General features: G+C 62.3%; 28 protein-coding genes. 14 read left to right on the forward strand and 14 right to left on the reverse strand.

Annotation, left to right across the window (positions count from 1 at the left end):
- Positions 1-5: 5 nt before the first annotated feature.
- Positions 6-776: a TPM domain-containing protein gene (locus STHERM_RS06695; RefSeq protein ID WP_013314128.1), complete on the forward strand. Its 771-nt coding sequence runs from the start codon at positions 6-8 to the stop codon at positions 774-776.
- A complete protein-coding gene (locus tag STHERM_RS06700; protein ID WP_041623750.1) occupies positions 766-1,221 on the forward strand; it encodes a TPM domain-containing protein in 456 nt (151 codons plus the stop codon). Before STHERM_RS06695 ends, STHERM_RS06700 begins: the two co-directional genes overlap by 11 nt.
- A gap of 32 nt (positions 1,222-1,253) precedes the next feature.
- Here the strand turns inward: STHERM_RS06700 and STHERM_RS11855 are convergent, their stop codons facing one another.
- Both STHERM_RS11855 and STHERM_RS06705 read right to left on the reverse strand, forming a co-directional pair.
- Positions 1,254-1,403, reverse strand: a complete 150-nt coding sequence (locus STHERM_RS11855; RefSeq protein WP_158304546.1) for a hypothetical protein — start codon at positions 1,401-1,403, stop codon at positions 1,254-1,256.
- Positions 1,404-1,483: 80 nt separating this feature from the next.
- Positions 1,484-1,807, reverse strand: coding sequence for a cupin domain-containing protein (locus STHERM_RS06705; protein WP_013314130.1), 324 nt, complete (start codon positions 1,805-1,807; stop codon positions 1,484-1,486).
- Between the two features lie 161 nt (positions 1,808-1,968).
- Here STHERM_RS06705 and STHERM_RS06710 point away from each other — a divergent pair, with 161 nt between their 5' ends.
- From STHERM_RS06710 to STHERM_RS06720, 3 genes are read left to right on the forward strand one after another with little or no spacing between them, the layout of a single operon-like run.
- Positions 1,969-2,994 carry a TRAP transporter substrate-binding protein gene (locus tag STHERM_RS06710; RefSeq protein ID WP_013314131.1) on the forward strand — a complete coding sequence of 342 codons (1,026 nt, stop codon included), beginning with the start codon at positions 1,969-1,971 and terminating at the stop codon, positions 2,992-2,994.
- Positions 2,995-3,054: 60 nt separating this feature from the next.
- Positions 3,055-3,600: a TRAP transporter small permease gene (locus STHERM_RS06715; protein WP_013314132.1), complete on the forward strand. Its 546-nt coding sequence runs from the start codon at positions 3,055-3,057 to the stop codon at positions 3,598-3,600.
- Positions 3,593-4,891 carry a TRAP transporter large permease gene (locus STHERM_RS06720; RefSeq protein WP_013314133.1) on the forward strand — a complete coding sequence of 433 codons (1,299 nt, stop codon included), beginning with the start codon at positions 3,593-3,595 and terminating at the stop codon, positions 4,889-4,891. Before STHERM_RS06715 ends, STHERM_RS06720 begins: the two co-directional genes overlap by 8 nt.
- 124 nt (positions 4,892-5,015) lie before the next feature.
- Here the strand turns inward: STHERM_RS06720 and STHERM_RS06725 are convergent, their stop codons facing one another.
- The 3 genes from STHERM_RS06725 to STHERM_RS06735 all read right to left on the reverse strand — a co-directional run bounded on the left by STHERM_RS06725 (position 5,016) and on the right by STHERM_RS06735 (position 7,406).
- Positions 5,016-5,615, reverse strand: coding sequence for a VWA domain-containing protein (locus tag STHERM_RS06725; protein ID WP_013314134.1), 600 nt, complete (start codon positions 5,613-5,615; stop codon positions 5,016-5,018).
- A gap of 235 nt (positions 5,616-5,850) precedes the next feature.
- A complete protein-coding gene (locus STHERM_RS06730; protein WP_013314135.1) occupies positions 5,851-6,882 on the reverse strand; it encodes an ATP-binding protein in 1,032 nt (343 codons plus the stop codon).
- Complete coding sequence (locus tag STHERM_RS06735) at positions 6,882-7,406, reverse strand: DUF6512 family protein (protein ID WP_052295667.1); 525 nt, start codon at positions 7,404-7,406, stop codon at positions 6,882-6,884. The genes STHERM_RS06730 and STHERM_RS06735 overlap by 1 nt, the downstream gene beginning before the upstream one ends.
- A gap of 97 nt (positions 7,407-7,503) precedes the next feature.
- On the opposite strand from STHERM_RS06735, the gene STHERM_RS11860 reads away from it, so the two are divergent.
- Positions 7,504-8,001, forward strand: a complete 498-nt coding sequence (locus STHERM_RS11860) for a hypothetical protein (protein WP_013314137.1) — start codon at positions 7,504-7,506, stop codon at positions 7,999-8,001.
- On the opposite strand, the gene STHERM_RS06745 is transcribed toward STHERM_RS11860, so the two are convergent.
- From STHERM_RS06745 to STHERM_RS06760, 4 genes are all read right to left on the reverse strand, one after another.
- The gene (locus STHERM_RS06745) at positions 7,984-8,679 is read right to left on the reverse strand and encodes a head GIN domain-containing protein (RefSeq protein WP_041623388.1); all 696 of its coding nucleotides are present in this window, start codon (positions 8,677-8,679) and stop codon (positions 7,984-7,986) included. The two genes, STHERM_RS11860 and STHERM_RS06745, sit on opposite strands and share 18 nt — an antisense overlap.
- The gene (locus tag STHERM_RS06750; protein WP_013314139.1) at positions 8,660-9,043 is read right to left on the reverse strand and encodes a GntR family transcriptional regulator; all 384 of its coding nucleotides are present in this window, start codon (positions 9,041-9,043) and stop codon (positions 8,660-8,662) included. Before STHERM_RS06750 ends, STHERM_RS06745 begins: the two co-directional genes overlap by 20 nt.
- The gene (locus tag STHERM_RS06755; protein ID WP_237223187.1) at positions 9,033-9,596 is read right to left on the reverse strand and encodes a hypothetical protein; all 564 of its coding nucleotides are present in this window, start codon (positions 9,594-9,596) and stop codon (positions 9,033-9,035) included. Before STHERM_RS06755 ends, STHERM_RS06750 begins: the two co-directional genes overlap by 11 nt.
- A 161-nt stretch (positions 9,597-9,757) precedes the next feature.
- On the reverse strand, positions 9,758-10,603 hold the full coding sequence (locus STHERM_RS06760; protein ID WP_013314141.1) for an ATP-binding cassette domain-containing protein: 846 nt from the start codon (positions 10,601-10,603) through the stop codon (positions 9,758-9,760).
- A 133-nt stretch (positions 10,604-10,736) separates the two neighbouring features.
- On the opposite strand from STHERM_RS06760, the gene STHERM_RS06765 reads away from it, so the two are divergent.
- Both STHERM_RS06765 and STHERM_RS06770 read left to right on the forward strand, forming a co-directional pair.
- The gene (locus STHERM_RS06765) at positions 10,737-11,054 is read left to right on the forward strand and encodes a hypothetical protein (protein ID WP_041623754.1); all 318 of its coding nucleotides are present in this window, start codon (positions 10,737-10,739) and stop codon (positions 11,052-11,054) included.
- Positions 11,055-11,150: 96 nt separating this feature from the next.
- On the forward strand, positions 11,151-13,934 hold the full coding sequence (locus tag STHERM_RS06770; protein ID WP_013314143.1) for a hypothetical protein: 2,784 nt from the start codon (positions 11,151-11,153) through the stop codon (positions 13,932-13,934).
- Between the two features lie 80 nt (positions 13,935-14,014).
- On the opposite strand, the gene STHERM_RS06775 is transcribed toward STHERM_RS06770, so the two are convergent.
- Positions 14,015-14,824, reverse strand: a complete 810-nt coding sequence (locus STHERM_RS06775) for a ZIP family metal transporter (RefSeq protein WP_013314144.1) — start codon at positions 14,822-14,824, stop codon at positions 14,015-14,017.
- Between the two features lie 59 nt (positions 14,825-14,883).
- Here STHERM_RS06775 and STHERM_RS06780 point away from each other — a divergent pair, with 59 nt between their 5' ends.
- Positions 14,884-15,078 (forward strand): hypothetical protein, encoded by a 195-nt coding sequence (locus tag STHERM_RS06780; protein ID WP_041623390.1) that lies wholly within the window; start codon positions 14,884-14,886, stop codon positions 15,076-15,078.
- Positions 15,079-15,106: 28 nt separating this feature from the next.
- Here STHERM_RS06780 and rph read toward each other — a convergent pair whose 3' ends face one another.
- Genes rph through STHERM_RS06795 form a run of 3 tightly spaced genes read right to left on the reverse strand, consistent with a single transcriptional unit; the run spans position 15,107 to position 16,526 of the window.
- Positions 15,107-15,787, reverse strand: coding sequence for a ribonuclease PH (rph, locus tag STHERM_RS06785; RefSeq protein ID WP_013314145.1), 681 nt, complete (start codon positions 15,785-15,787; stop codon positions 15,107-15,109).
- Positions 15,788-15,835: 48 nt separating this feature from the next.
- On the reverse strand, positions 15,836-16,186 hold the full coding sequence (locus STHERM_RS11325; RefSeq protein ID WP_071650338.1) for a nucleotidyltransferase domain-containing protein: 351 nt from the start codon (positions 16,184-16,186) through the stop codon (positions 15,836-15,838).
- Positions 16,125-16,526 (reverse strand): HEPN domain-containing protein, encoded by a 402-nt coding sequence (locus STHERM_RS06795; RefSeq protein WP_013314147.1) that lies wholly within the window; start codon positions 16,524-16,526, stop codon positions 16,125-16,127. Before STHERM_RS06795 ends, STHERM_RS11325 begins: the two co-directional genes overlap by 62 nt.
- Before the next feature lie 188 nt (positions 16,527-16,714).
- On the opposite strand from STHERM_RS06795, the gene STHERM_RS06800 reads away from it, so the two are divergent.
- Genes STHERM_RS06800 through STHERM_RS06820 form a run of 5 tightly spaced genes read left to right on the forward strand, consistent with a single transcriptional unit; the run spans position 16,715 to position 21,747 of the window.
- Positions 16,715-16,939, forward strand: a complete 225-nt coding sequence (locus tag STHERM_RS06800; RefSeq protein WP_013314149.1) for a hypothetical protein — start codon at positions 16,715-16,717, stop codon at positions 16,937-16,939.
- Between the two features lie 45 nt (positions 16,940-16,984).
- A complete protein-coding gene (locus STHERM_RS06805; protein WP_013314150.1) occupies positions 16,985-17,944 on the forward strand; it encodes an ABC transporter ATP-binding protein in 960 nt (319 codons plus the stop codon).
- Positions 17,941-18,804 carry an ABC transporter permease gene (locus STHERM_RS06810; RefSeq protein ID WP_013314151.1) on the forward strand — a complete coding sequence of 288 codons (864 nt, stop codon included), beginning with the start codon at positions 17,941-17,943 and terminating at the stop codon, positions 18,802-18,804. Before STHERM_RS06805 ends, STHERM_RS06810 begins: the two co-directional genes overlap by 4 nt.
- Positions 18,805-18,814: 10 nt before the next feature.
- Positions 18,815-20,281 (forward strand): GldG family protein, encoded by a 1,467-nt coding sequence (locus STHERM_RS11480; protein ID WP_013314152.1) that lies wholly within the window; start codon positions 18,815-18,817, stop codon positions 20,279-20,281.
- Positions 20,278-21,747 carry a DUF4340 domain-containing protein gene (locus STHERM_RS06820; protein ID WP_148223885.1) on the forward strand — a complete coding sequence of 490 codons (1,470 nt, stop codon included), beginning with the start codon at positions 20,278-20,280 and terminating at the stop codon, positions 21,745-21,747. Before STHERM_RS11480 ends, STHERM_RS06820 begins: the two co-directional genes overlap by 4 nt.
- A gap of 72 nt (positions 21,748-21,819) precedes the next feature.
- Here the strand turns inward: STHERM_RS06820 and STHERM_RS06825 are convergent, their stop codons facing one another.
- Positions 21,820-23,571, reverse strand: a complete 1,752-nt coding sequence (locus STHERM_RS06825; protein ID WP_013314154.1) for an NADH-dependent [FeFe] hydrogenase, group A6 — start codon at positions 23,569-23,571, stop codon at positions 21,820-21,822.

Consider the following 23,571-nt stretch of genomic DNA (forward strand, 5'->3'; position numbering starts at 1 on the left):
GGACCATGGTGCACGTGCTGCGTACGACCATACCCATCGCCGCGCTCTCATCCCTTCTCCTGGGATTCACCCTCCCCGATACCCCCGCGGGCAGGGTGAACGACTTCGCCGACATACTCGCCACGGAGACCGAGCAGACCCTCGAGCAGCTCCTCGCCCGCTACGAAGAGGCCACCACCAACCAGCTCGTGGTGGTGACCGTCCCTTCCCTCGGAGGGGAGTCGATCGAATCCTACTCTATCAGCCTCGCAGAAAAGTGGAAGATCGGACAGAAGGACAAAGACAACGGCGTCATCCTCCTCGTCGCCCCCCGTGAACGCCTCGTCCGCATCGAGGTGGGCTACGGCCTCGAACCCGTGCTCACGGATGCCACCTCCGCCCTCATCATCCAGCGCACCATCCTTCCCGCCTTCAGGGAGGGAGCCTACGACGAGGGAGTACGGCTGGGTGTCGAGAAGATCATCGAAGCCACCACGGACGAGGAGACCCGCAGCCGCATCTTCTCGGGCTATACCCCTGCGGAACCGGACGCGCCCTCGCTCCTGGAAGACCGTGCGCTGTGGGGAGTCGTCCTCTTCCTCGGTGCACTCTTTCTCATCCTCTTCCTCGACCAGGCGAGAGGGTCTCACACGGTCGGGAGGCGGAGGCGGCGACGGATTCCCCTCTACTGGTGGTTTGGAGGAGGATCGGGGGGAGGATCCTGGGGGAGCGGAGGGGGAGGCTTCTCCGGTGGCGGCGGAGGCTTCGGTGGAGGAGGTGCGAGCGGTGGCTGGTAAAGAGAGACCCCTCGATCCCCGACGATTCCTCACCAAAGAAGAGCAACGAGAGATCCTCAGGGCCATAGAGGAGGTGGAGCGGCGTTCCACCTGCGAGATCAGGGTGCACATCACCCGCCGGGTGAAGGGCGACGTGATGGAAGAAGCCGTCAAGACATTCCGCAAGCTCGGCATGTACCGGACCATACACCGCACGGGTGTCCTCTTCTTCCTCGCGACGGAGAACCGAGCCTTCGCCGTGGTGGGAGATGAAGGCATCCATGCAAAGGCCGGAGAGGGGTTCTGGAAGGAAGCGGCGGGCAAGATAGAGGAGTACTTCAGAAGGGGGGAGTTCGGAAACGGCCTCATCGCCGGGATCCGAGAGGTGGGCCGGATTCTGGAGACCCACTTCCCCATCACTCCCGACGACGTGAACGAGCTACCCGACGACATCTCCTTCGAGTAAGTCCGGCTCGGCCCACATCGGAGCCAGTGTGCTCAGGCCTCCTCGTTCACCTCTTCTCCCACCCCCTCTTCCCGTACCACCTCCTTCGTCTCGGCACTTTCCTCGGGCCGAGGCTCCGGAGGGCCCTCCGGAATCTCGGGAACGATCGGCACTGCATCCACCGGACGGATCGGATCGGTCATGGCGGGCCTCCTGCCTTGGATGTGAGGGAACTCCTTCTCCCTGTATCAAATATCGGCAGAAGGCCCCGGAAAGACAAATTTCAGAGGAAGTCCTCACGCTGAGGAGAGAAGACGTCCAGGAGACGGGTGGGCTCGAGGGCCTCTGCGGAGTGGGGGACGTCGGCCGGGATGTAGAGGGAATCCCCTCTCCCCAGGACCACATCCTCCCCGTCGACCGTGAGTTTGACCCTCCCCTCGAGGACATAGGTGGCCTGCTCGTGAGGATGACTGTGAACCGCGGCCTTCGCCCCTCCTTCGAACCACACCTCGACCAGCATGAGCCCCCCGCCGTACGCGCGGACCGCCCTCTTCACCCCGGGAGAGACCTCCACCGGGGTCGTTCCTGCGCCGGGACAAAAGTTCATACACCCTCCCTCAGGAAGTGATAGATATTACATGATAGCGGGCCACGCAATCTATTTCAATACACCGGAAAAAAAACGAAAGCCGAAACGAAAGTGATTTATCGTTGACAGCGGGTAGTCACCAGTTTATGATATCGGTAGTCCATTCGAAAGGAGAGGGTATGAGACGACCGAACATCACGGTGACCAGCATCATCGTGCTCCTGGTGCTGGCCGGAGCGCTCCTCCTCGGGGGATGCGCGAAAAAGGAGAAACCGCAAGAGGCCACTGCCGAGGCACCACAACAGGTGGTCCTCCGCCTCGCCGAGACCCATCCCCCCGACTATCCCACCACCAAGGGTGACTACAAGTTCGCCGAACTCGTGAAGGAACGTACCGGAGGGAAGATCGTCATAGAGGTCTATCCGAGCTCACAGCTGGGTGAAGAGAAGGCGGTCATCGAACAGGTCCAATTTGGATCCATCGACCTCACCCGGGTGAGTGTCTCTCCCGTAAGCTCTTTTGTACCCATCCTCAATGCACTCCAACTCCCCTACCTCTATAGGAACTCCGATCACATGTGGAAGGTGCTCAAGGGAGATATCGGCAAGGAACTCCTCAAGGCCGTGGAAGATGCGGGATTCATCGGCTTCGGGTGGTTCGAGGCCGGGGCGAGGAGCTTCTACACCAAGAAGCCCGTGCGGACACCTGAGGATCTCAAGGGTATGAAGATCCGTGTACAGGAAAGCGACCTCATGGTGTCCATGATACAGGCCCTCGGTGGCGTGGCGACCCCGATGCCCTACGGCGAGGTCTACAGCGCCCTCCAGACCGGCGTGATCGACGGGGCCGAGAACAACTGGCCCAGCTACTACACGAGCGGACACTACGAGGTAGCCACGTACTACACCCTCGACGAGCACCTCAGGGTGCCCGAGATCATCATCGGCAGCAAGATCTCCCTCTCCCAGAAACTCACACCAGAGGAGATCGAGATCCTCAGACAGGCGGCCTGGGACGCCATAGAGTACCAGAGGGAACAGTGGGCGGCCTATGAAAAGGTCGCAGAGGAAAAGGTCCGGGCCGCGGGCAACACCATCATCCCGGTGGAGGACAAGAGCGCCTGGCAGGCACGGATGAAGGACCTCTATGCGAAGCAGTCTCCCGAGATCCAGGAGATCGTGCGCCGCATCCAGGAAGTAGAGTAATCTCCAAGGGAGGGCCCCTGGCGCCCTCCCCCTTTTTCGTGATCTTCATGGGGAACGTTCATGAAACAGATCGTCAGGATACTCAACCTGCTCTATATCGGTGCGCTCTTCCTCGCGAAGATCCTCTTCGCGCTCATGGTGCTCATCATCTTCACCAACGTGGTGCTCCGATATGTCTTCAACAGCGGTCTGAGGTGGTCGGAAGAGGTCTCCCTCGTCTTTCTCGTGTGGTTCGCCTTCATATCCATCGCCCTCGGAGTCAAGCAGGACCTCCATATCGGCCTCCACCTCGTGAACGAGGAGAGTCTTCCGCCCCTCGTGAACAGGATCCTGCACATCCTCGACTACGCGGTAAAGGGTGTGGTGGGGGTGATCATGATGGTATACGGCAGGATCCTCATCGCATTTACCCTCAGGTCCATCCTCCCCGCCACCCATTGGCCCGCAGGAGTCCTCTATCTCATCCTCCCGCTCGCCGGGTTCTTCATCACCGTGGAATCGTTGATGGGGCTCCTCGGCATCCCCACGGAACAGGAGGCCGTGGAGTCGGTCCTCGAAGGACGTATGACCATACGAGAGTACCTGCAAGGAGTCTTCCATGCCTGATACAGGGACCGCCACCCTTCTCCTTCTCGGCACCTTTCTCGTGCTCATCATCCTGAGAGTCTCCATCTCTTTCGCCCTTGCCATGGCGGCCATCGTGACGGGGATATATCTCAAGGTTCCCCTCATGGCGGTGGTACAGCAGATGGTGCACGGCATCAAGTCCTTCTCCCTCCTGGCCATCCCCTTCTTCATACTGGCCGGAGAACTCATGGGACAGGGGGGGATATCCAAGCGTCTCATCAAGTTCTCGAACCTGATCGTGGGCCGGCTCCCGGGAGGTCTCGCCCAGGTCAACATCCTCGCGAGCATGTTCTTCGGAGGCATCTCGGGGTCTGCAGTGGCCGACATCTCCTCCATAGGGACGATACTCATACCCATGATGAAAGAGAACAAGTATGACGAGGACTTCTCGGTGGCCATCACCGTGACCAGCGCATGCCAGGGGATCATCATTCCTCCGAGTCACAACATGATCATCTTCTCCCTGGCTGCAGGAGGCGTATCCATCGGACGGCTCTTCCTTGGAGGGTACCTGCCGGGCGTGATACTCGGACTCGCCCTCATGATCATCACCCATTTCATCTCGATCAAGCGGGGATATCCCAGAGAACGGTGGTACTCCTTTCGGGAGGCACTCGCCATCACAGGAGAGGCCTTCATGGGGCTCATGACGGCCGTCATCATCATCGTGGGCGTGGTGTCCGGGGTTTTCACCGCCACCGAATCGTCTGCCGTCGCCGTGGTGTGGGCCTTCGTGGTCACCTTCTTCGTCTATCGCGAGATTCCGCTCAAGAGATTCCCGAGGATTCTCTACAGCTCCCTGAAGACCCTTGCGATGGTGATGGCCCTCATCGCATCCGCGAGCGCCTTCGGCTGGTTCATGGCATACCTGAGGATACCAGCCAAGGCCACGGAACTCCTCTTGAGCATCACCACGAACAAGGTGCTCCTGCTCCTGCTCATCAATGTACTGCTGCTCATACTCGGCATGATCATGGATATGGCACCCCTCATCCTCATCACCACGCCCATCCTCTATCCGGTGGTGGTGGACACCCTGGGGATGTCGCCCATCCAGTTCGGCGTGATGCTGGTACTCAACCTCGCCATAGGACTCACCACTCCACCCGTGGGATCCGCCCTCTTCGTGGGGTGTGCGGTGGGCAAGATCCCCATCGAGAAGGTGGTGCGCACCATGTTCCCGTTGTGGCTGGTGATGGTGGCGGTACTCCTGCTGGTCACCTTCTTCCCACCGCTCACCACCACCCTCCCGGGGATCTTCATGCCATAGGAACGTTCATACCGGTTCATACCGAAGGGAAATACACACCGTTTCGTCGGCCTCGTCTCAGGGCGAGGCCGAATTGCTTCATGGCCTTACGCTGTGCCCCTGCCGCTCCGCATCCCCACCCGGCTCACTCCGGCCCACCGTACACGGTATCCCCCGATGCGACGAGGCTCGAGACGAACGCGCCGAGAGCGCGGGGAGTATGCGGGAGACGGTGGTACTCGGCCCCCCCCTTCCGCGCGAGTTCGGGCACCCTCCCCTCCCCCATCCCCGCATCCACGCACACCACCCGCACCCCCTTCCCCACCAGCGTCCGCACAATCCCCACCGCCTCGCTGAAGCTATCCGCCCCGTCCCGCAGGGGCACGTTGCTCTCGGCATCCGAGATGAGGACCACCGTGGCCCTCAACCCCGGCACGCGCATCCGCTCCGCCTCCACCATCCGCGCCGCCTCCATAAGCCCCGCCGGGAGCGGCGTCGCATCCCCCACCGGCATCCGGGCGAGCCGCACCTTCCCCAGCTCCCTGCTCACCGTGGGCGCCAGCACCACCTCCGCCCCCACGCCCCTGAACGCCACCACCCCCACCCTGCACCGCAGCAGGTAGGCCCGCTCGAGCAGCCAGAGCGCCGCCCCCTTCGCCACCCGCATCCGCTCCCCCCACCCCATCGAAGCCGAGGCATCCACCACCAGCACCACCAGGTCGAGCGCCCCCTCCGCCTCACCCACCGCCGCAGGTGCCCCCTCCCCACCCCCGGCACCAGCCTCCCACCCCTCCGCCGCACCCCCTCACACGCCGCCGCCGACAGACTCGCCCCCAGCGCCACATCCCTCACCACCTCCCCCTCCCGAAACCCGCGCACCCCTACCGCCCGGCCCCGCTCATGCGCCACCTCCCGCCGCCACACCCCACGCCCCACCTCCTGCACCCCCTCCTCGAACCCCACCCCCTCGAGCTCCACCTCTACCGGCTCGTGGACCACCTCGTCAGTTTTTTTTTAACGAACTCGAACATGAGCGAACCTGCCGCCGCAGCCCCCGGCACCACCGCATCCTCCGGCTCCACCATCTCCCCCTCCACCTCCCGCTCCCCCTCCCGCCCCTCCACCGCCGCATCGATCCTTCGGAGCACCGCATCCTCACGCTCGCCCGGCCCGATCCGAACCCTGTGCACGAGCGCATACCGCGCCACCGCCCGCACCAGCGCCGTATCCGCCTCATCCCGCTCGAGAAACGCCGCGAGCGCCCTCGCCGCCCGCACCATCACCAGCTCGGCCCGATGCCCCCGCGCCCCGAGCACGCCGGCGATCCGTACCGCCTCGGCATACACCTCCTCAGCCACCCCCACCCTCCTCAGCCGCTCCCGCGCCACCGCCACCTGGGAGGCGAGCGCATCCTCCTCCCGCCACGCACGCACAAACCCCTCGGGATCGGACTCGAAGGCGAGCCGCCGGCGCACCACCTCGGCCCGCAGGTCCGGATCCTCAAGATGCCGCACCGGCACCGCGAGACCGAAACGGTCGAGGAACTGCGGACGGAGATCCCCCTCCTCCGGATTCATCGAACCCACGAGGAGGAACCGGGCGGGATGCTCGTAGGAGATCCCCTCCCGCTCCACACGATTCACCCCCGTCGCCGCCACATCCAGGAGCAGGTCCACCAGGTGGTGCTCCAGCAGGTTCACCTCGTCCACATAGAGGATCCCCCCGTGCGCTGCAGCGAGGAGCCCCGGCTCGAACTGGCGCACCCCCTCGGAGAGGGCCTTCTCCACGTTGAGCGACCCCACCAGCCTGTCCTCGGTGGCATTGAGGGGAAGCTCCACCAGCGGCATCCCCGGCACGAGCGAGGCGAGGGCCCTCACCAACGTGGTCTTACCCGTCCCCTTCTCCCCGAAGAGGAGCACCCCCCCGATCCCCGGATCGATCACCCCCAGGAGGAGCGCCTGCTTCGCCTCTTCCTGCCCCACGATCGCGGAAAACGGGAAGATGGGACCCATCACCCCTCCAGCATCGCAGGATCCACGAAGAGATCGACCCACGGCCGTGTGAACGAGAAGAAGACGAAGAAGAAACCCGCCAGCACGAGCAACGCCGTCACCAGAAGCCGGGTACGTGCCTTCCAGGGAAGCCGCTCGAGGTCACGCTCGAGAAGCCCTGCACCAAGCCCCACGGCATAGGTCACCGCAAAGGCCCAGCCCAGCTCCACCGCGAGGCTCTCCACCTTGCCCGCGAGCCCCGGGAGCACGTACCACAGGAGCACCACCATCCAGGGGGCGAACACCACCGAGAGAAAGCGGGCGGGCCAGAACCCCGGCGTCTCCCGCCTCCTCAGGGACCCTACCGCCCCCGCCTCGACGAACGAGGCAAAGAGATACGCCCAGTAGGCCATCTTGAGGTGCTCGAACACCGACTCGTTCGTCCCGAAGACCGGGACCAGCCACTCCCACCCGGAAAGCTCGTACCCGAAATGGAGCACACCGTAGAGCCCCAGGAAGACGAGCGACTTGAGGAACAGATTCACACGCGCCTCCTCTCTTTTCCTCTCCCAAGTATACACCAGGCGGCACCCCCTGTGCCATATCCTTGACGCAAGGGGAGGGATTCCGCACCTTATATCCATGCCGTACCGGATATTCGTCGACCTCGACGGCGTGCTCGTAGACTTCGAAAAAGGCGTACTCGAGGCCACAGGCAAACGGGTGGACGAGCAGAGCCCCTCGGAGATGTGGGCCGTCCTCGCCCGCACCCCCGAGTTCTATGCCCGCCTCGACTGGCTCCCCGACGGACGGAAACTCTGGGAGTTCCTGAGGCCCTTCAAGCCTACCATCCTCACCGGCCTCCCACTTGGAAGGTGGGCAGCCCCCCAGAAGCGTACCTGGTGCCGGATCCACCTGGGACCGGAGGTGCCCGTCCTCACCTGCCTCTCCCGACACAAGGCCGCCACCGCCCTCGAGGTCCTCCGACCGGGCGAAGTCCCTCTCCTCATCGACGATAGGGAGAGTCTCCGCCCCTCATGGGAGGAGATAGGCGGCATCTTCATCCACCATACCTCGGCGGACGCCACCATCTCCTCCCTCACCTCCCTCCTTCGGGAGGTCTTAGAGGGACTTGATTGAACTCATCTCTGAGACATCCACACCCACCACAGGATCCCCTTTATACCTGAGCGAGCCTGCACCGGAGACCGAGCCGGTAAGGGTTTCGGTCACCCACAGGCGCACAGAGGCAGCACCTGAGATATCCACCTCTGCGTTGGCGACCTCGAGACCCGTAAGATCTACATCCCCTGCGCCAGAGACCGCAAGCTCGAGATACTCGAGATGTCCTCCCCTCCCTGTCACCTCCCCGGCACCCGAGAGTTCGATCCTGCCCCTCCCCCCCTCAAGCCCTACGAGAGAGAGGGAGACCGCGCCCGAGGCCTCCACCTCCTCAAGCCGAGGCAAGGTCACCGTGGCCTTGGGAGTAGGGAGGTTGTTCCAAAAGCTGATGTGCTGCTCCTTCCATCCGAGCTCAAGCACCTCTCCCCGGGTACGGGCACCGATGTAGTCAAAGAGCCCTTCGGGAGCCTCCACCTTTACCGACCACTCCTCGCCTACCATCACCTCCACCTCCCACACACCCGAGATCTCGATCCGGGAAAACCCGGAGAGATCAGCACGCCTGGTGGTGAGGTCACCCCACGATCTGGAGACAGGTCCCCCCATACAGGAAACCACCCCCGTGAAGATGGTGAAGGCGATGAGCACCATGCCTGCCCACACCCCCAACAGCACATTAGTGAGTCTTCTTCTCATCCTCTTCCTCCTTCCATGCGTGATAGTATGTCGCAAGCTCCTCGGGGTATATCCCCAGGGAGTCCATAGTGGCGAACACCTCGGGGAGCACCTCATTGAAGAAACGCTCCTTCTGGAGGCTCCGTACCTTCTCCCGTGCCCCCGGGCTCACGTAGAACCCCGTACCCCGTTGTTTGTGAATGATCCCATGCGCCTCCAGGTATCCATAACTCTTGAGTACCGTATTCGGATTCACCTCCATCTCCATGGAGAGATCACGCACCGAGGGGATACGTCCCCCTTCCTGGAAGGTCCCCTCAAGGATTCTCTCACAGATGAAGTCCGCGATCTGGAGATAGATCGGACGGGTCTCCTTAAACTCCACGGGCTTCCCTCTCCTTCATGCGTATAAACGAGAGCCCCCAGAAGACTAACGTGGTAAAAATCGAAATCCCTGTGGAAAAACCCTTACTGAGCGAGACGGCACCTTCGATCCACCCGAAGAACGAGAGCCCCTTCAGCCTGGTCCACACCCAGAGCCAACCTGCAGTCCACATTCCGAGGAGGAAAAAGCCAAGTATCGTAACGAGGATGGTCTTGGGTACAGGGTGGGAGGTGAAGTAGACCCCACCGAAGTAGAAGAGCGCATGACCGAGGCTATAGGTGAGCACGAGGTCCCCCACCTCCTTCGGATAGAGGGACACGAGAAAGAAGTGGTGAGAGGGATCGATGATCGCAAAGAGGATCACCGAGAGCATGCGGCCCACCCACACGAGAGGGAAAAAGACAAGAGGCCAGAGCACGAGGGAAGGGATCATCCGAAAGAGGGCCTTCTCCCATGTTGCCACAGGGAGGGTAAACCACTCGTGGTGTGCACCCTTCTGCTGGAGCTCCTTGTGGGCCGAGGCTGCGATGGCCCATCCGGTAAAGTAGAACATGATAAGGTACGTGGAAAACTCATCCGCGTTAGAACTCGTAAAAAACCCAAGTGACATAAACACGAAGGAGAGTGCGATCACCACAGGGAAAAGTGTGATAAGAGAGTCCCTCCGAAGGAGGGCATCCCTCTTCAGATAGAGGACGCCACGCTGTAGTGCCTTCATACCAGTTCCTCCTTTCTCCATATACGCGGGAGTTCGCTCTCCCGGCTCCTGGCCGCATCGAAGAGGAGCTCGAGGTCCACCTCGCCCTTCCCCCCTCCCGGGAGGATCGCACCGTAGCCGCCGGGCACCTTCTCCACGTAGAGGGCATCGGGAGGCGCCTCAGGAAGCACGACAAAGGAGAGGCGTTCCTGAAGCTCATCCATGGAGGCGTGGAGCACAATCCTCCCCTTGTGGAGGATGATCACGGGGTCGATGAGGTGTTCGAGGTCGCGGACCTGATGGGTGCTTATGAGGAAGGTCCGGCCTTCGGCGGCGTAGCGGGGGATGAGCCGCCGCACCTGACGCTTCGAGGGGATGTCGAGCCCGTTCGTCGGTTCATCCAGAAGCAGGAGGGGGACGCCGGTGGCAAGGGCAAAGGCCAGGAAGAACTTCTTCTGCTGGCCATAGGAGAGCCGTGTGAGCTTCTGCCGCACATCCACCTCGAGCTGGTCGCAGAGGTCGAGAAGCTCGTCGTGCCGATACCCTGGATAGAAGGCCCCGGTGCTGCAGGCGTAGTCCTCGGCGGGGATGGAATACGAGGGGAGTTCCTCGGGGAGGAACCAGAGACGCGCGAGGACAGAGGGATCCCGTCGCTCCGAGGGGATACCGAAGACCTCCCCCACACCCTCATCGGGAAAGAGCTCGCCTGCGATAAGCTTGAGGAGGGTGGTCTTCCCCGCCCCGTTCTCCCCCAGAAGGCCTGCCACCTCACCGGGGCGGAGCGAGAGCGAGAGCTCCTGGAAGAGGGGGGAGCGGCTCGTGTAGCCGAAGGTGAGCCCTTCGATGTGTACCACAGGCTCCATATGTGCTCCTTTGAAATAGTGTAATATATATGTATAACACTTTCGCCGATCTGTCAACCCCTTTGGTGAAAAAACCCTTCCCGGACGGTCGGACGGGATTGCCCTCCAGGATGAGGTGTGTTATATGTGGGACATGACCATCCATTTCCTCTATTTTGAAGGGTGCCCTCACAGCAAGGAGACGAGAGCACACCTCGAGGAGGCACTGACGCGCCTCGGGCTCGAGGACGTGCCAGTGCAGGAGGTGCGGATAGAGAACCAGGAGGATGCCGAGAGGTGGCGGTTCCCCGGCTCCCCCACCATCCTGGTGGACGGGAAGGATCTCGTCACGGGAAGAGAGCCGGAGGAGGTGGGCTTCACCTGCCGGGTCTACCACCTGGGAGGAAAGACCACGGGTGTGCTCCCCGTGGATGTCATCGTGGAGCGGCTTGCCTCCTTCCTCCCACGGTAAGGGCTCTGTGGGCGCACACCTCCACGGACGTGAGCCTCTGTAAGGCGCGAGGCGCAGGCACCACCGGGTAAGGAGGTACCATGAAAGGAGGGGGGTATGAAACGATGGATCGGCGCACTCGCAGGGATGCTCGTGTGTCTTGGCGGGGTTTGGGCTACGGACTGGAAGTCCATCACCACACCTCATTTCGAGATCATCTTCCCTGCAGAGCTGGAAAAAGATGCCCAGTACACTGCCAACCTCCTGGAGCACCACCTGGAGGATATCCTCGGGATACGGCCTGAAGGGCCTGCCCGCAGGTGGCCGGTAGTGCTCTGGAACACCACCATGACCGCGAACGGCTCGGTGGGCATCGCACCGGCGGTGAGCTACTGGTACGAGGTCCCGTATGTGTACGGCGGCCAGTTCGCAGGGGAGTGGTACTCGCTCCTCGCGGTCCACGAGGGACGGCACATGGCCCAGGTGGATGCGGCCCGGCAGGGGCCCTGGTGGCTCTACTACCTCCTCGGAGGGGAGGCCGGTGAGGCCCTCCACACAGGTCTTACCCTGCCCATGTGGTTCATGGAGGGCGATGCGGTCTGGGCCGAGACCGCCTACTCGGACAGGGGGAGGGGGAGGGTTCCCGGCTTCGCCTCGCAGTTCAGGGCGCTCACGCTCGAACATCCCCTCTCGTACCACAGGATGGTGAACCGGTCCTACAAGGTCTACACGCCCACCCACTACGTCCTCGGCTACCACCTGGTCTCCTATATACGAGAGACCTACGGCGAGGAGGCGATCCAGGAGGCCATCAGGTGGGGGAGCATACTCCCCTACGTGGGATTCGACATAGGGCTGCGTCGGGCCACAGGCAAAGGGGTGAAGGGGCTCTACAACGAGATGCTCTCCCACTACCGGGACCTCTGGAAAGAGGAACTCGCCACCATCCCCCAATTCCCCTCCAGGACCGTGGTCCCCGAGGAGGCGGACTTCACCTGGTATGCGGCGGTGCGGGCGAGGAGAGACGGCTCCCTCCTCCTCGCCCGGGCCACCCTGGAGGAGGGGATGCGCCTCGTGGTACGGAGCGCGGAGGGCGAGAAACGGACGGTGGGGGAGATCCCCTTCAGGGAACCAGTGGCACTCTCGGATACGAGTGCCTATTGGGTGGAGTACTCCCCGGGGCAGGGAGCATGGGAGGGTTGGGCCGATCTCTGGTACATGGACATAGCCACTGGCACGAAACGACGGCTCACCACGAGGGGCAGGTACTACGGGGTGGGGCTCTCTGACGATGGGACGGTACTCGTAGGCCTCTGGTTCTCCCGTTCGAGGGACGCTCAGCTCCAGGTCTTCCTCCTCGACCGGCCGGGAAGCCTCCCCCCCGCCCCTTTCTTCTCCTACACCTTCCCCCACGGCGAAGTCCCCTCGGAGGTTGCCGTCTCCCCGGACAAGGAGACCCTCGCCGTTGTGGTCCACTCACCCGCAGGCGTCTCCCTCCAGCTCCTCCACATCCCCACCGCCACCCGCACCACCCTCATCCCCCCACAGCCACTCCCCCTCACCTGCCCCCTCTACCGCGCCGAGGCCCTCTACTTCATCGCCCCCCTCCACGGCTATCCTGCCATTTACGCCGCCTTCCCCCAGCCTGACGGCCCGCCTCGCCTCTTCCTCACCGCCACCGCCCCCTACGACATCACCGCCCTCTCCATCGCTGGCGACACCCTCTACTACGCCGCCCACACCTCCTGGAGGGGCCACTCCATCCAGGCCGTCGCCCTCACCCCCTCCTCCCGCCTCCCTGCCGAAGAGGCGCCCCACATCCCCCTCGCCCCCACCCCCCAGGCACCCTCCACCCCCTTCGCCACCACCGCCCTCATCCACATGGAGCAGACCACCTACCCGGTTAAGGACTACTCCGTCCTCGGCCACCTCCTCAACATCCACTCCTGGCTCATCCTCCCCCTCGACCTCGCCCACCCCCACCCCGAGGAGACCCTTTTCAACACCGCCTCCCTCACCCTCTTCTCGACCGACCTCCTCGGCACCGCAGACCTCGCCCTCTCCGCCGCCTACACCTTCCCCACCCGCACCGCCCACGGGGTGTGGACCTTCGACACCACCTACCTCGGCCTTGCAGGCGAGTACCTCCTCGAGGGAGTACCGGGCACCCTCACCACCACCCACCTCGCCACCGCACGCCTCCCCATCCAGGGCGGCCACGGCACAGGCCTCAACGCCACCCGGTGGGTCCTCAGGCCGGCACTCACCGCCGGCATCACCACCTCCCCTGAAGAGGGGACACACTACCCCGTGGAGGAGACCCTCTCCTTCGTCTTCAGCCGTACAGGCGGCCCGAGGGACCCCATCCCCCTCTGGGGCCTCACCGCCGAACTCTCCCACCTCCATCACCCCCTCCAGGGCCAGGCCCCCTACCTCCTCTCAGAGACCCTCGAGCTCCGCACCCCCGGCCTGCTCCCCCACGCAGGCCTCACGATAGAGGCCCACGCCGCCCAGGGCACCCACGACCTCGACGGGGAACCCTTCGCCCTCGGCTACCGCCCGGACGAGGACACACAGGGCATCCTCAGCATCACCTCGACCTACACCGTCCCCTTCCTCTCCCCCGACCTCGCCCCCCTCGGCTCCCCCATCTACCTCAGGCGCATGAGACTCGCGGGCATCTACTCCGCAGGCTGGCAGGCCCCGGCCCCCCGACTCCCCGACCTCACCACCCCCCCGGCCCAATCCGCCGGATGCGGGCTCGTCACCGACATGGGCCTCTTCGACATCCCCTCGCTCGTCTTCAGCCTCACCACCGGCCTCTACTGGCCCTTCCCCCCCCACGGCGACGGACGGCCCCGCCTCTGGCTCGACGTCGATCTGGGCTTCCTCCTCATGTAGATGAGCCTCCCCTCAAGTCGCCCACAGGAGGACCGTCCCGCACACAACGAGGGGCTCCCGGATGGGAGCCCCTCGATACCCTACCCCAACGCCACGTCCAGGGTCATCATCACCGCAAACCCCGCGATCGCGCCGAGGGTCGAGACATCCGAGTTGCCCGAGAGCTGGGACTCGGGGATCACCTCCTCTATCACCACGAAGATCATGGCCCCGGCGGCAAAGGCGAGGGCATACGGGAGCACAGGCTGCATGGCGAGCACGAACGCCGCGCCGAGCACCGCGGCCACAGGCTCCACCACAGCGGAGAGCTGCCCCCAGAAGAAGCTCCTGGCCGGACTCATCCCCTCACGCCTGAGAGGCCCAGAGACCGCGAGCCCCTCCGGGAAGTTCTGGATCCCTATCCCCAGGGCGAGGGCCACCGCCCCGGCGAGGTCGGCAGAGGGGATACCCGCCCCCACCGCACCAAACGCCACCCCCACGGCGAGCCCCTCGGGGATGTTGTGGAGGGTGATGGCGAGCACCAGGAGGAGGGTCTTCTTCCAGGTCGTGTGGACCCCCTCCGCCCGCTCTATCGGCTCCCCGAGGTGGAGGTGGGGAAGGATCACGTCGATGAGCCGGATGAAGGCCGCCCCCAGGAGAAAGCCCACGAGCGGCGGCAACCAGGGAGGAAGACCCATCTGTTCCGAGAGGTCGATCGACGGGTTGAGGAGCGACCAGAAGCTCGCGGCGATCATCACACCCGCCGCGAACCCCAGCATGGCGTCCATCACCTTGCGCGAGGGATTGGGAAAGAGGAAGACCCCTCCCGCCCCGAGCGCCGTCATGCCCCAGGTGAACAGGGTGGCGAGAAAGGCCTGAAGGATCACGTGTGCATCCACGAACCACTGCATACCGCCTCCTCTGGTATCTACACGCGAGAATCACTATACTTTACAAAAGGAATAAGGGTATGGGAAAGTACCCTCGGTCCTCCACGCGCCCGCTCACGTGTCCGTTCTGCGGGCACACGCACACCCACCCTCTCCCCCCTTTCACGGAAAAGGAAGACGCCCTCAGGATCCCCTGTCCCTCCTGCCGACGCACCTTCCTGCTCATCCGGAAAAAGACCCTCTTCGGGATCCGCCTGGAAACCTATATCCTCTGAAACCCTCCCGCCCTCTATCAGCCGCCCCTCACCCTATCCCCAGGGCCGCACGCTGGGCCTCGTAGATGATACGGATCTCCCGTGCGGCCAGATCGAGCATGGCATCGAGCTCATCCCGGGTGAAGGATCCCTTCTCCCCGTTCCCCTGCACCTCAACCAGCCGATCGTCACACATCACCACATTCATGTCCACCTGGGCGGCAAGATCGTGCGCGAAATCCAGATCGGCCACGAGCCTCCCCTCCACCATCCCCACGCTCACCGCGGCCACCTGCCCTACCAGGAAGTAGTCCGGCCCCTCCACCCCCTGCATCTCGGCGAGCTTTCCGAGGGCCTGGTAGAGCGCCACCCATCCCCCGCTTATGGCCGCCGTCCTCGTCCCCCCATCCGCCTGGAGCACATCGCAATCCATCACTATGGTGTAAGGGCCGAGCCTCGTCCGGTCGACCGCGGCCCTGAGCGATCTCCCGATGAACCGCTGGATCTCCACCGCCCTGCTGTCCCGTTCCCTCCGCTTCCGCCCCTCGGGCACGCTCGCAGGGAGCATGGCGTACTCGGCCGTGAGCCACCCCTCGCCCTCCTGCTCGATGAACGGCGGCACCCCCTCCTCTATGGAGGCAGCACACAGCACCTTGGTGTTGCCGAACGAGACCAGACACGAACCTGCGGGATAGGCGAGGACCCCCGCTTCAAACGACACAGGTCTCATGGCCCCTATGCTAGAGGGACTCCCCGCCTCTGTCAAGGAAAGCACACCTCACAGCTCCGTGACCGTGCGGCTCTCCCGATAGAGCCCCTCGAAGAGGTGGAGCTCATCCTCCCTCACCACCAGCACATCCAGACTGAGAGGGATCCTTTCGCAGAAGAACAAGAAGTACGGCCTCATCCTTTCAAGGGGGTCATCGGGCCCCTCGCGTATCACGACAAGGAGATCCACGTCGCTCAGCCCTGTCTCTTCCCCCCGTGCCACAGACCCGAACACGCGCACCTCTACCACTTCAGGGAAACGAGCGCTACACTCCTCGATAGTCTCCCTGAGTCGTACCTTAAGCGTCTCTCTCTCCAGAAAGAACGCCTTCACAGAAGGCAAGGATTGTACGCGCCGCACGCAGGGCCTCCTCTGACTCCCGTCGGGTAAAATAATCGGCAGGTCGTCCGCTCGGGAACCCATTGGGATACCGTGGAGGAATATAGTAGAGATCAAGAATCCGCGCCGCATCCATCACGGCCGGGGGGATATGCACCCTTTCCGAGACCACCTGGAGAATCTCTCTCACGGAATGGCCCCAGACTTCAACACCCACACGTAATGCGAGGGCTTTCGTCACCTTCTCTGCAGCTTGTTGAGCGGTGAAACACGCCCACTCATGATAGCCCTCCTCCGCATCGAGGCACGCCTTCTCGAGATCCCGCACACCCTGGCTGTACCAATCTCTCCAACGGTTCATCCACGTACATCATCATAGAAAATCAAGAAAAAAGCAACCAAAGAAGTGGTCCACAGGTGCTCCTTGAGGAGGCTCTCCGCGTGGGCATCATTCTCGTAGCGCACCTGTAACTTCTTCCCCGCTCTATTGTTTTTTATGAAAAGTACCCGTATCATAGGTACGCGTGAACCCCCGGAAGGAGGACTCCGATGCGACCACACCTCCAGACGCTCGTTCCGTCTCTGGTTGCGCTCGCCGCTCCGGTGCTCCTCTATGTACGGGGTGACATCCTGAAGGTCCTCCAACCTCCCCTCACCCTCTACAACGCCTTCTCCCTCTTTCTCTACGGGGCCCTCCTGGTAGGGGGTGTGTGGGGGATCGTCCGCTCGTTCCTCGACAAGGGCGAGGCGGACGAGGACCGCTCAGACTCCTGAGCCGCACACGAGCGGCCGTGAATCTCATATAGGAAGGAGGAAGCCGTGATCGAAGTACAGCATCTCACCAAACGCTACGGCATCCACACGGCGGTCCACGACGTGAGTTTCAGCATCCAGAAAGGAGAGATCGTGGGGTTCCTCGGCCCCAACGGCGCGGGGAAGAGCACCACCATGAACATCCTCACCGGGTATCTCTCGGCCACCGAGGGCACCGTCGTCATCGACGGGGTGAAGCTCCTCGAAGAGCCGGAGGAGTGCAAGAAGAAGATCGGCTACCTGCCCGAGAACCCGCCCCTCTACGGCCACCTCACGGTGGACGAGTTCCTCAGGTTCGTCGCCGACCTCAAACACGTACCGAAGCGACGCCAGAAAGAACACCTCGAGTCGATCATGGAGAAGGTGGGGATCCTCCACGTGAGGGGACGCCTGGTGCGCAACCTCTCGAAGGGGTACAAGCAGCGCGTGGGGCTCGCACAGGCCCTCGTAGGGGATCCCGAGATCCTCATCCTGGACGAGCCCACTATAGGCCTCGACCCCAGACAGATCATCGACATCCGCACCCTCATCAAGGACCTCGGGAAGGACAGGACCGTGATCCTGAGCTCCCACATCCTCCCCGAGGTGAGCATGGTGTGCAAACGGGTGCTCATCATCAACAGCGGGGTCATCGTGGCCGACGACACCCCTGAGAACCTCGCCAAGCGGCTCATGGGTACCAACACCCTGCTCCTCCGTATCGAGGGCACGAGAGAGGAGGTGGAGAAGGCCCTCGCGCTCGTCAAAGAGGTGCAGGAGCTGGAGTTCCGCCCCTCCCAGGAAGAGGGCACGGTCGAGGTGGTCGCCAAGGCTCCCGAAGAGACCGACATCCGCAAGGCCGTCTTCACCGCCTGCGCCAGGGCCGACCTCCCCATACTCCAGATGCGATCGCTCGACATCTCGCTCGAGGACATCTTCCTCCAGCTCGTCACCCAGGAATCCCAGACCAAGGAGGCAATCGCATGAAGGCGATCTACAAGAAGGAACTGCTCACCTACTTCGTGAGTCCGCTGGGTTACGTCTTCATGGGGCTCTTCCTCCTCACCACGGGCTTCTTCTTCGCCACGGGGAATCTCTTCACGAGGAGCCCTGAATACGCGAGCTTCTTCTCCTCGGTCATCATGGTCTTCCTCTTCTCCGCCCCCATCCTCACCATGAGGCTCCTCTCGGAGGAGAAGAACCAGAAGACCGACCAGCTCCTCCTCACCGCCCCCGTGCCGGTATGGCAGATCGTCACAGGGAAGTTCCTCGCCGCCTTCACGGTCTTTGCGCTCACCCTCCTCGCCACCGTGGTGTATGCGGTGATCATCGAGATCCACGGCTCCCTTCCCTTCTGGGAGACGGTGGGAAGCTATGTGGGATTCCTCCTCCTGGGTGGGTGCTACATCGCAGTGGGCACCTTCATCTCGGCGGTCACCGAGAACCAGATCACCGCGGGCCTGGTGACCTTCTTCGCCATCCTCTTCTTCATCCTCATCGACAGCATTGCGAACGCACTCCCTGCGGACGCCACCGCCGGTGCCGTATTTGCCGTACTCCTGATAGGAGCCCTCGGATTCTATCTCTACAGCACCACCAGGAATCCCCTCCTCGCCGCAGCGGTACTCCTCGTCGGCATCCTCGCCATAGGTATCGGCTACGGTGTCGAGAAGAGCGTGTTCGAACGTCTCATACAGAAGGTGCTCGGCTGGTTTTCCATCAACAAGAGGTACCAGGAGTTCGGTCTCGGGATCTTCAACGTGAGTTCCCTCGTCTACTACCTCTCGTTCATCACCTTCTTCCTCTTCATCACCACCCACGCGCTCGAGAAGCGGCGCTGGTCGTAAGGAGGCCGGAATGAAAGAGATACTCAAGAAGACAGGAACGATCGCAAAAGACCTCATCTCATCCCTCAACAGGGATCCGGTACGGTACGGCGGGTATGCGGCCATCCTCACGGTGGGTATGGCCCTCCTCCTCGTATTGGTGAACATCTTGGTCCAGCAGCTCGATCTCAAGTTCGACCTCACCGAGGAGAAGCTCTTCTCCCTCTCTGAAGAGAGTGTGAACTTCCTCAAGGGGCTCGATGAGGACATCACCATCATCGCCCTCTACGAGGAAGGAAAGGCCCCCCGGGTAGTACAGGAGGTGCTCACCCTCTACGAGAAGGCATCCCCACGGGTACACGTGGAGTTCATGGACCTCGAGAAGAACCCCCAGCTCGCCACGGAGTACGAGAAGGAGGGAGAGCGCCTTCAGCAGGGTTCGATCATCGTGAAAGGAGAAAGGACCTACAGGATCATCAGGTCGTACGATCTCTATGACATCAACTACAACTCTCCCCAGGGACCCGAGATCACGGGGTTCTCTGCAGAGAAGCGCATCACCGCAGCGATTCACGCAGTGACCACCGGCGCGAGCCCCGTGCTCTACGAGCTGGTGGGCCACCGAGAGGAACGGCTCGCCCGTTACGCGATGAACGACTTCCTCGAACGGGAGAACCTCACCTCCAAGGAACTCAATCTCCTCCAGGCGGGCGAGGTCCCTGAGGACGCAGCCATGGTGCTCATCCTCGCGCCCAAGGAAGACCTCACCCCGGGTGAGGCAGAGGTCCTCAACACCTACCTCGCCGAGGGAGGACGTCTCTTCGTCGCAGCCGATGTACAGGCAGGAGAGCTTCCCGTGCTCAACGAGCTCCTCTCCAGGTACGGCGCGCGGTTCGACTATGGCTTCGTGATCGAGCAGGATAAGCAACACCACACGGGCAACCCCTACCAGGTGGTCCCCAACGTGGAGTACCACGACATCACCAAGACCATCACCCAGAACAAAGAGGCGCTCATCCTCCAGTGGACACAGGCCGTGAAGGAGGAAGAGATCAAGAGACGGAACGTGAATGTCACGGCCCTCCTCACCTCTTCGGGCAGCTCCTTTCTCAGGAAGGACCTGGAGCGAGAAGACCTCCAGAGAGGAGAGGGCGACGTCCCCGGCCCGCACACACTCGCGGCGGCCATAGAGGAACGCCTCGATGACAGGGGAGAGAAGAAGACGCGGATCGTCCTCGTAGGCGCCGGTACGCTCCTCGAGAACCTGTACCCCTTCAACGCCCAGATCCCCGGCAATCTCGACTTCTTCATGGGAGGTGTGCTCTGGTGCATCGAGAGGAAGGACATGCTCTCCATTCCCTCCAAGAGCCTGCTCAATCTTCCCCTCAGCCTTACCGCCACGCAGGTGCTCGTCTACAGCGTGGTGGTGGTGGCCGTGATTCCCCTCGCCTTCTTCATCACCGGGACCATCATCTGGCTCAGGAGGAGGCACCTGTGAACAAGCGTGCAAAGACTCTCGTCATACTCCTTTCCGCCACCGCCGTGGTGGCGGCCCTCATTCTCCTCCGCCCGCTCCTCCAGAAGGAGGAAGAGGCAGAGGAGAACACGATCCTCTACGTGAGGACCCTCGAACGACAGGACATCGTGAGGGTCACGGTGGAACCTTCGGGGCTCGTCTTCGTCCGCGAGAAGAAAGAAGGAGAGGAAGGGTTGGGAGAATGGAAGTTCGCAGGCGAGACCCCTTACGCGATCGACGACTCAGAGGTGACGAGTCGCTGCTACAGCCTCACCAACCTGCGGGCGGACAGACTTCTCGAGGAGAACACCCAGGACCCCGCCAAGTACGGGCTGGATACACCACGGGCGAGCGTGCTCCTGGAGGACAAGAACGGAAACACCGAACGGATCCTCCTCGGGAACTTGAGTCCGGCGGGAAACACCTACTATGCGATGAGAGAAGGGGATAGCGCGGTCTACACCATCCCCAAGTACATGGGAGACGCATTCCTCATCACCCTGGACGACATAAGGGACAAACACCTCGCCTCGATCGACAGCAGCAAGCTGAACTACCTCCTCCTCGAAAGGAAGGGAGCCACTCCCATCGAGATACAGCCGACCACCCAGGAGGACAGGATCTTCGCCCCTCTGAACACCTACAAGCTCACGAAGCCGCTCGCCTACTGGATCGCCATCGATCCCCAGAAGTTCGAGGACTTCATCCTCCCCATAAGCGGGATCATGATCCAGGAGTTCACGGATCGTGCGCCCGAAGAGGTGGATCTGGTCGATCCTCCCTATCACCTCCTGGTGGAGGACGAGGACGAGACGCTCGATCTCTACATAGGGAAGCAGCTCCCCGACGGCAGGTACTACGCCCGCAGGCCTGAGAGCAACGAGGTGTTCGTGATAAAGGACATCAGTCACGTGCTCGAGGCCTCTCCGTTCGATATCATCGACAATCTCATATTCCTGGTGAACATAGACAACGTGGAAGGCTTCTCCATCATGGCTTCGGATATCACCTATGAAGCGAAGATCGAGAGGGTAGCGAAGCCTGCACCCACACCCTCCCCCACCCCGGGAGCATCCCCTGCATCGAGTCCTACACCTACACCCACGCCTGAGATGGAAGAACACTTCTACCTCAACGGCAAGGAGATAGAGGAGAAGGCCTTCCGCCAGTTCTATCAGAAGTGCGTGGGCATCGCCGGCGATTCCCCGAATCCCGCCCCGAACATCACGGGGAAACCGGAGGTGGTGATCTCCTACCGGTTCGACGAGACCCTCGGACACAGGAGTGAGCAGATCGCCTTCATTCCCTATGACGAGGAGTTCTACGCCGCGCAACGACGGGGCAAGGCCTACTTCCTCGTCTCGCGCAGGCAGATAGAGGCCCTCCTCGAAGCGGCCGAGGAAACCCTCACCCACCAGGTGGTAAGGGCGGAGGAGGCGGGAAGCTAGGAGCGAAAGGCTCACAGAGAGAAAAGAGCGCGCCCGGTGGAGGGCGCGCTCTTTCTTTCCCAGCTGCTCATGTCATTTGAGGTAGAGCGGACGAGGGGTGTAGTGGGTGTGGAGGTACTTGTGGGCCTTCTCGCTGAGGGGCTTCTCGAGGAACTCCTCATACAGCTGCTTGATGGCAGGGTTCTGGTGCGAACACCGGTACACCGACCGCTCGTCGTCGGTGTAGATACCTGCAGCCCGCTTGGCCCTGATCTCGTCCGTGGCGCCGTAGGGCTGACCGCCGCCCCCCACGCACCCGCCGCGACACGCCATCACCTCGATGAAGTGATAGGGAGGCTCCTTGCCCTCTTTCAGGGCCTGCTTCACCCTATCGAGCACATACTGGACGTTGGAGATGGAGTGGGCCACCGCGATCCGCACCTGCGTACCATCGATATCCAGAGTGGCCTCCTTCACACCGTCGAGCCCTCTTATGGGAGTGTACTCCACCTTCTCCATCTCCTTGCCGGTGACGAAGTAGTAGGCGGTACGAACGGCTGCCTCCATCACACCGCCGGTGACGCCGAAGATGGTACCGGCACCGGTGTACATCCCCAACGGCTGATCTGCCTCCTCGTCCGGAAGGTTGTGGAAGTCGATACCCGCCGACTTGATCATACGGGCGAGCTCCCGGGTGGTGATGGAGGCGTCCTGATCCTTGTAGCCCGAGGAGTACATGTTCTCGTCGCGCTCGATCTCGTACTTCTTACTCGTACAGGGCATCACCGAGACCATGAAGATCTTCGACGGATCGATCCCCTTCTTCTGGGCATAGTAGGTCTTCACCATGGCCGCGAGCATCATCTGCGGCGACTTGGCCGAAGAGAAGTGGGGGATCATCTCCGGGTAGTACTTTTCGAGATAGTCCACCCACGAGGGACAACAGGTGGTGATGAGGGGAATGGGGCCCTTGCCGTGGGCGAACCGCTCCACGAACTCGCTCGCCTCCTCCATGATGGTGAGATCGGCTCCGAAATTGGTGTCGAAGATCGCATCAAAGCCGAGTCGCCTGAGGGCGGCATAGGTCTTCCCCGTGAGCAGGGTGCCGGGTTCGTAGCCGAAGGCCTCACCGATCGCCACGCGCACCGCAGGGGCGATCTGCACCACGGTGTGGATCTCGGGATCCATGATGGCCTCCCACACCCTGCGGGTGTCGTCCTTCTCGTAGATGGCCCCGACGGGACAGTGGGCCGAGCACTGGCCGCACTTGATGCACGGGCTGTCGTTGAGGGCGATGTCGCCCGCCGGCGCGATGCGGGTACCGTCGCCCCTTCCGAGAAACTCGAGGGCCCACACGTTCTGCATGCCCTGACAGACATTCACACACCTTCCGCACTTCACACACTTAGAGGGATCGAGCACAAGGGAGGGAGTGGAAGTGTCCTTGGGGAGCTCTACGATGTTCTTCTCGTAGGGCTGCTCCCGCACACCGAACTCGGCGGCAAGCCGCTGGAGCTCGCAGTTCTGATTCCTGGGACAGTAGAGACAGTCGTCGGGATGGGTGGAGAGGATGAGCTCGATCACGGTCTTTCGCACCTGGACGATCTCAGGATCGTGGGTGATCACCTCCATCCCATCCTCGAGCGGTGTGGCGCAGGCCCTGAGCATCTTGGGGCTTCCCGCCACCTTCACCACACAGATACCACACGCACCCCACGCGGGGAGATCGGGGTGGTGGCAGAGGGTGGGAATCTTCACCTGCATCTTCTTCGCCGCATCGAGAATGCTCGTCCCCTCGGGCACTTCCACCTTTATGCCGTTTATCGTAGCCGTTATCGTCTTCAT

Origin of the sequence: Spirochaeta thermophila DSM 6192 (genome assembly GCF_000147075.1) — a bacterium.
GTDB lineage: Bacteria > Spirochaetota > Spirochaetia > Winmispirales > Winmispiraceae > Winmispira > Winmispira thermophila_A.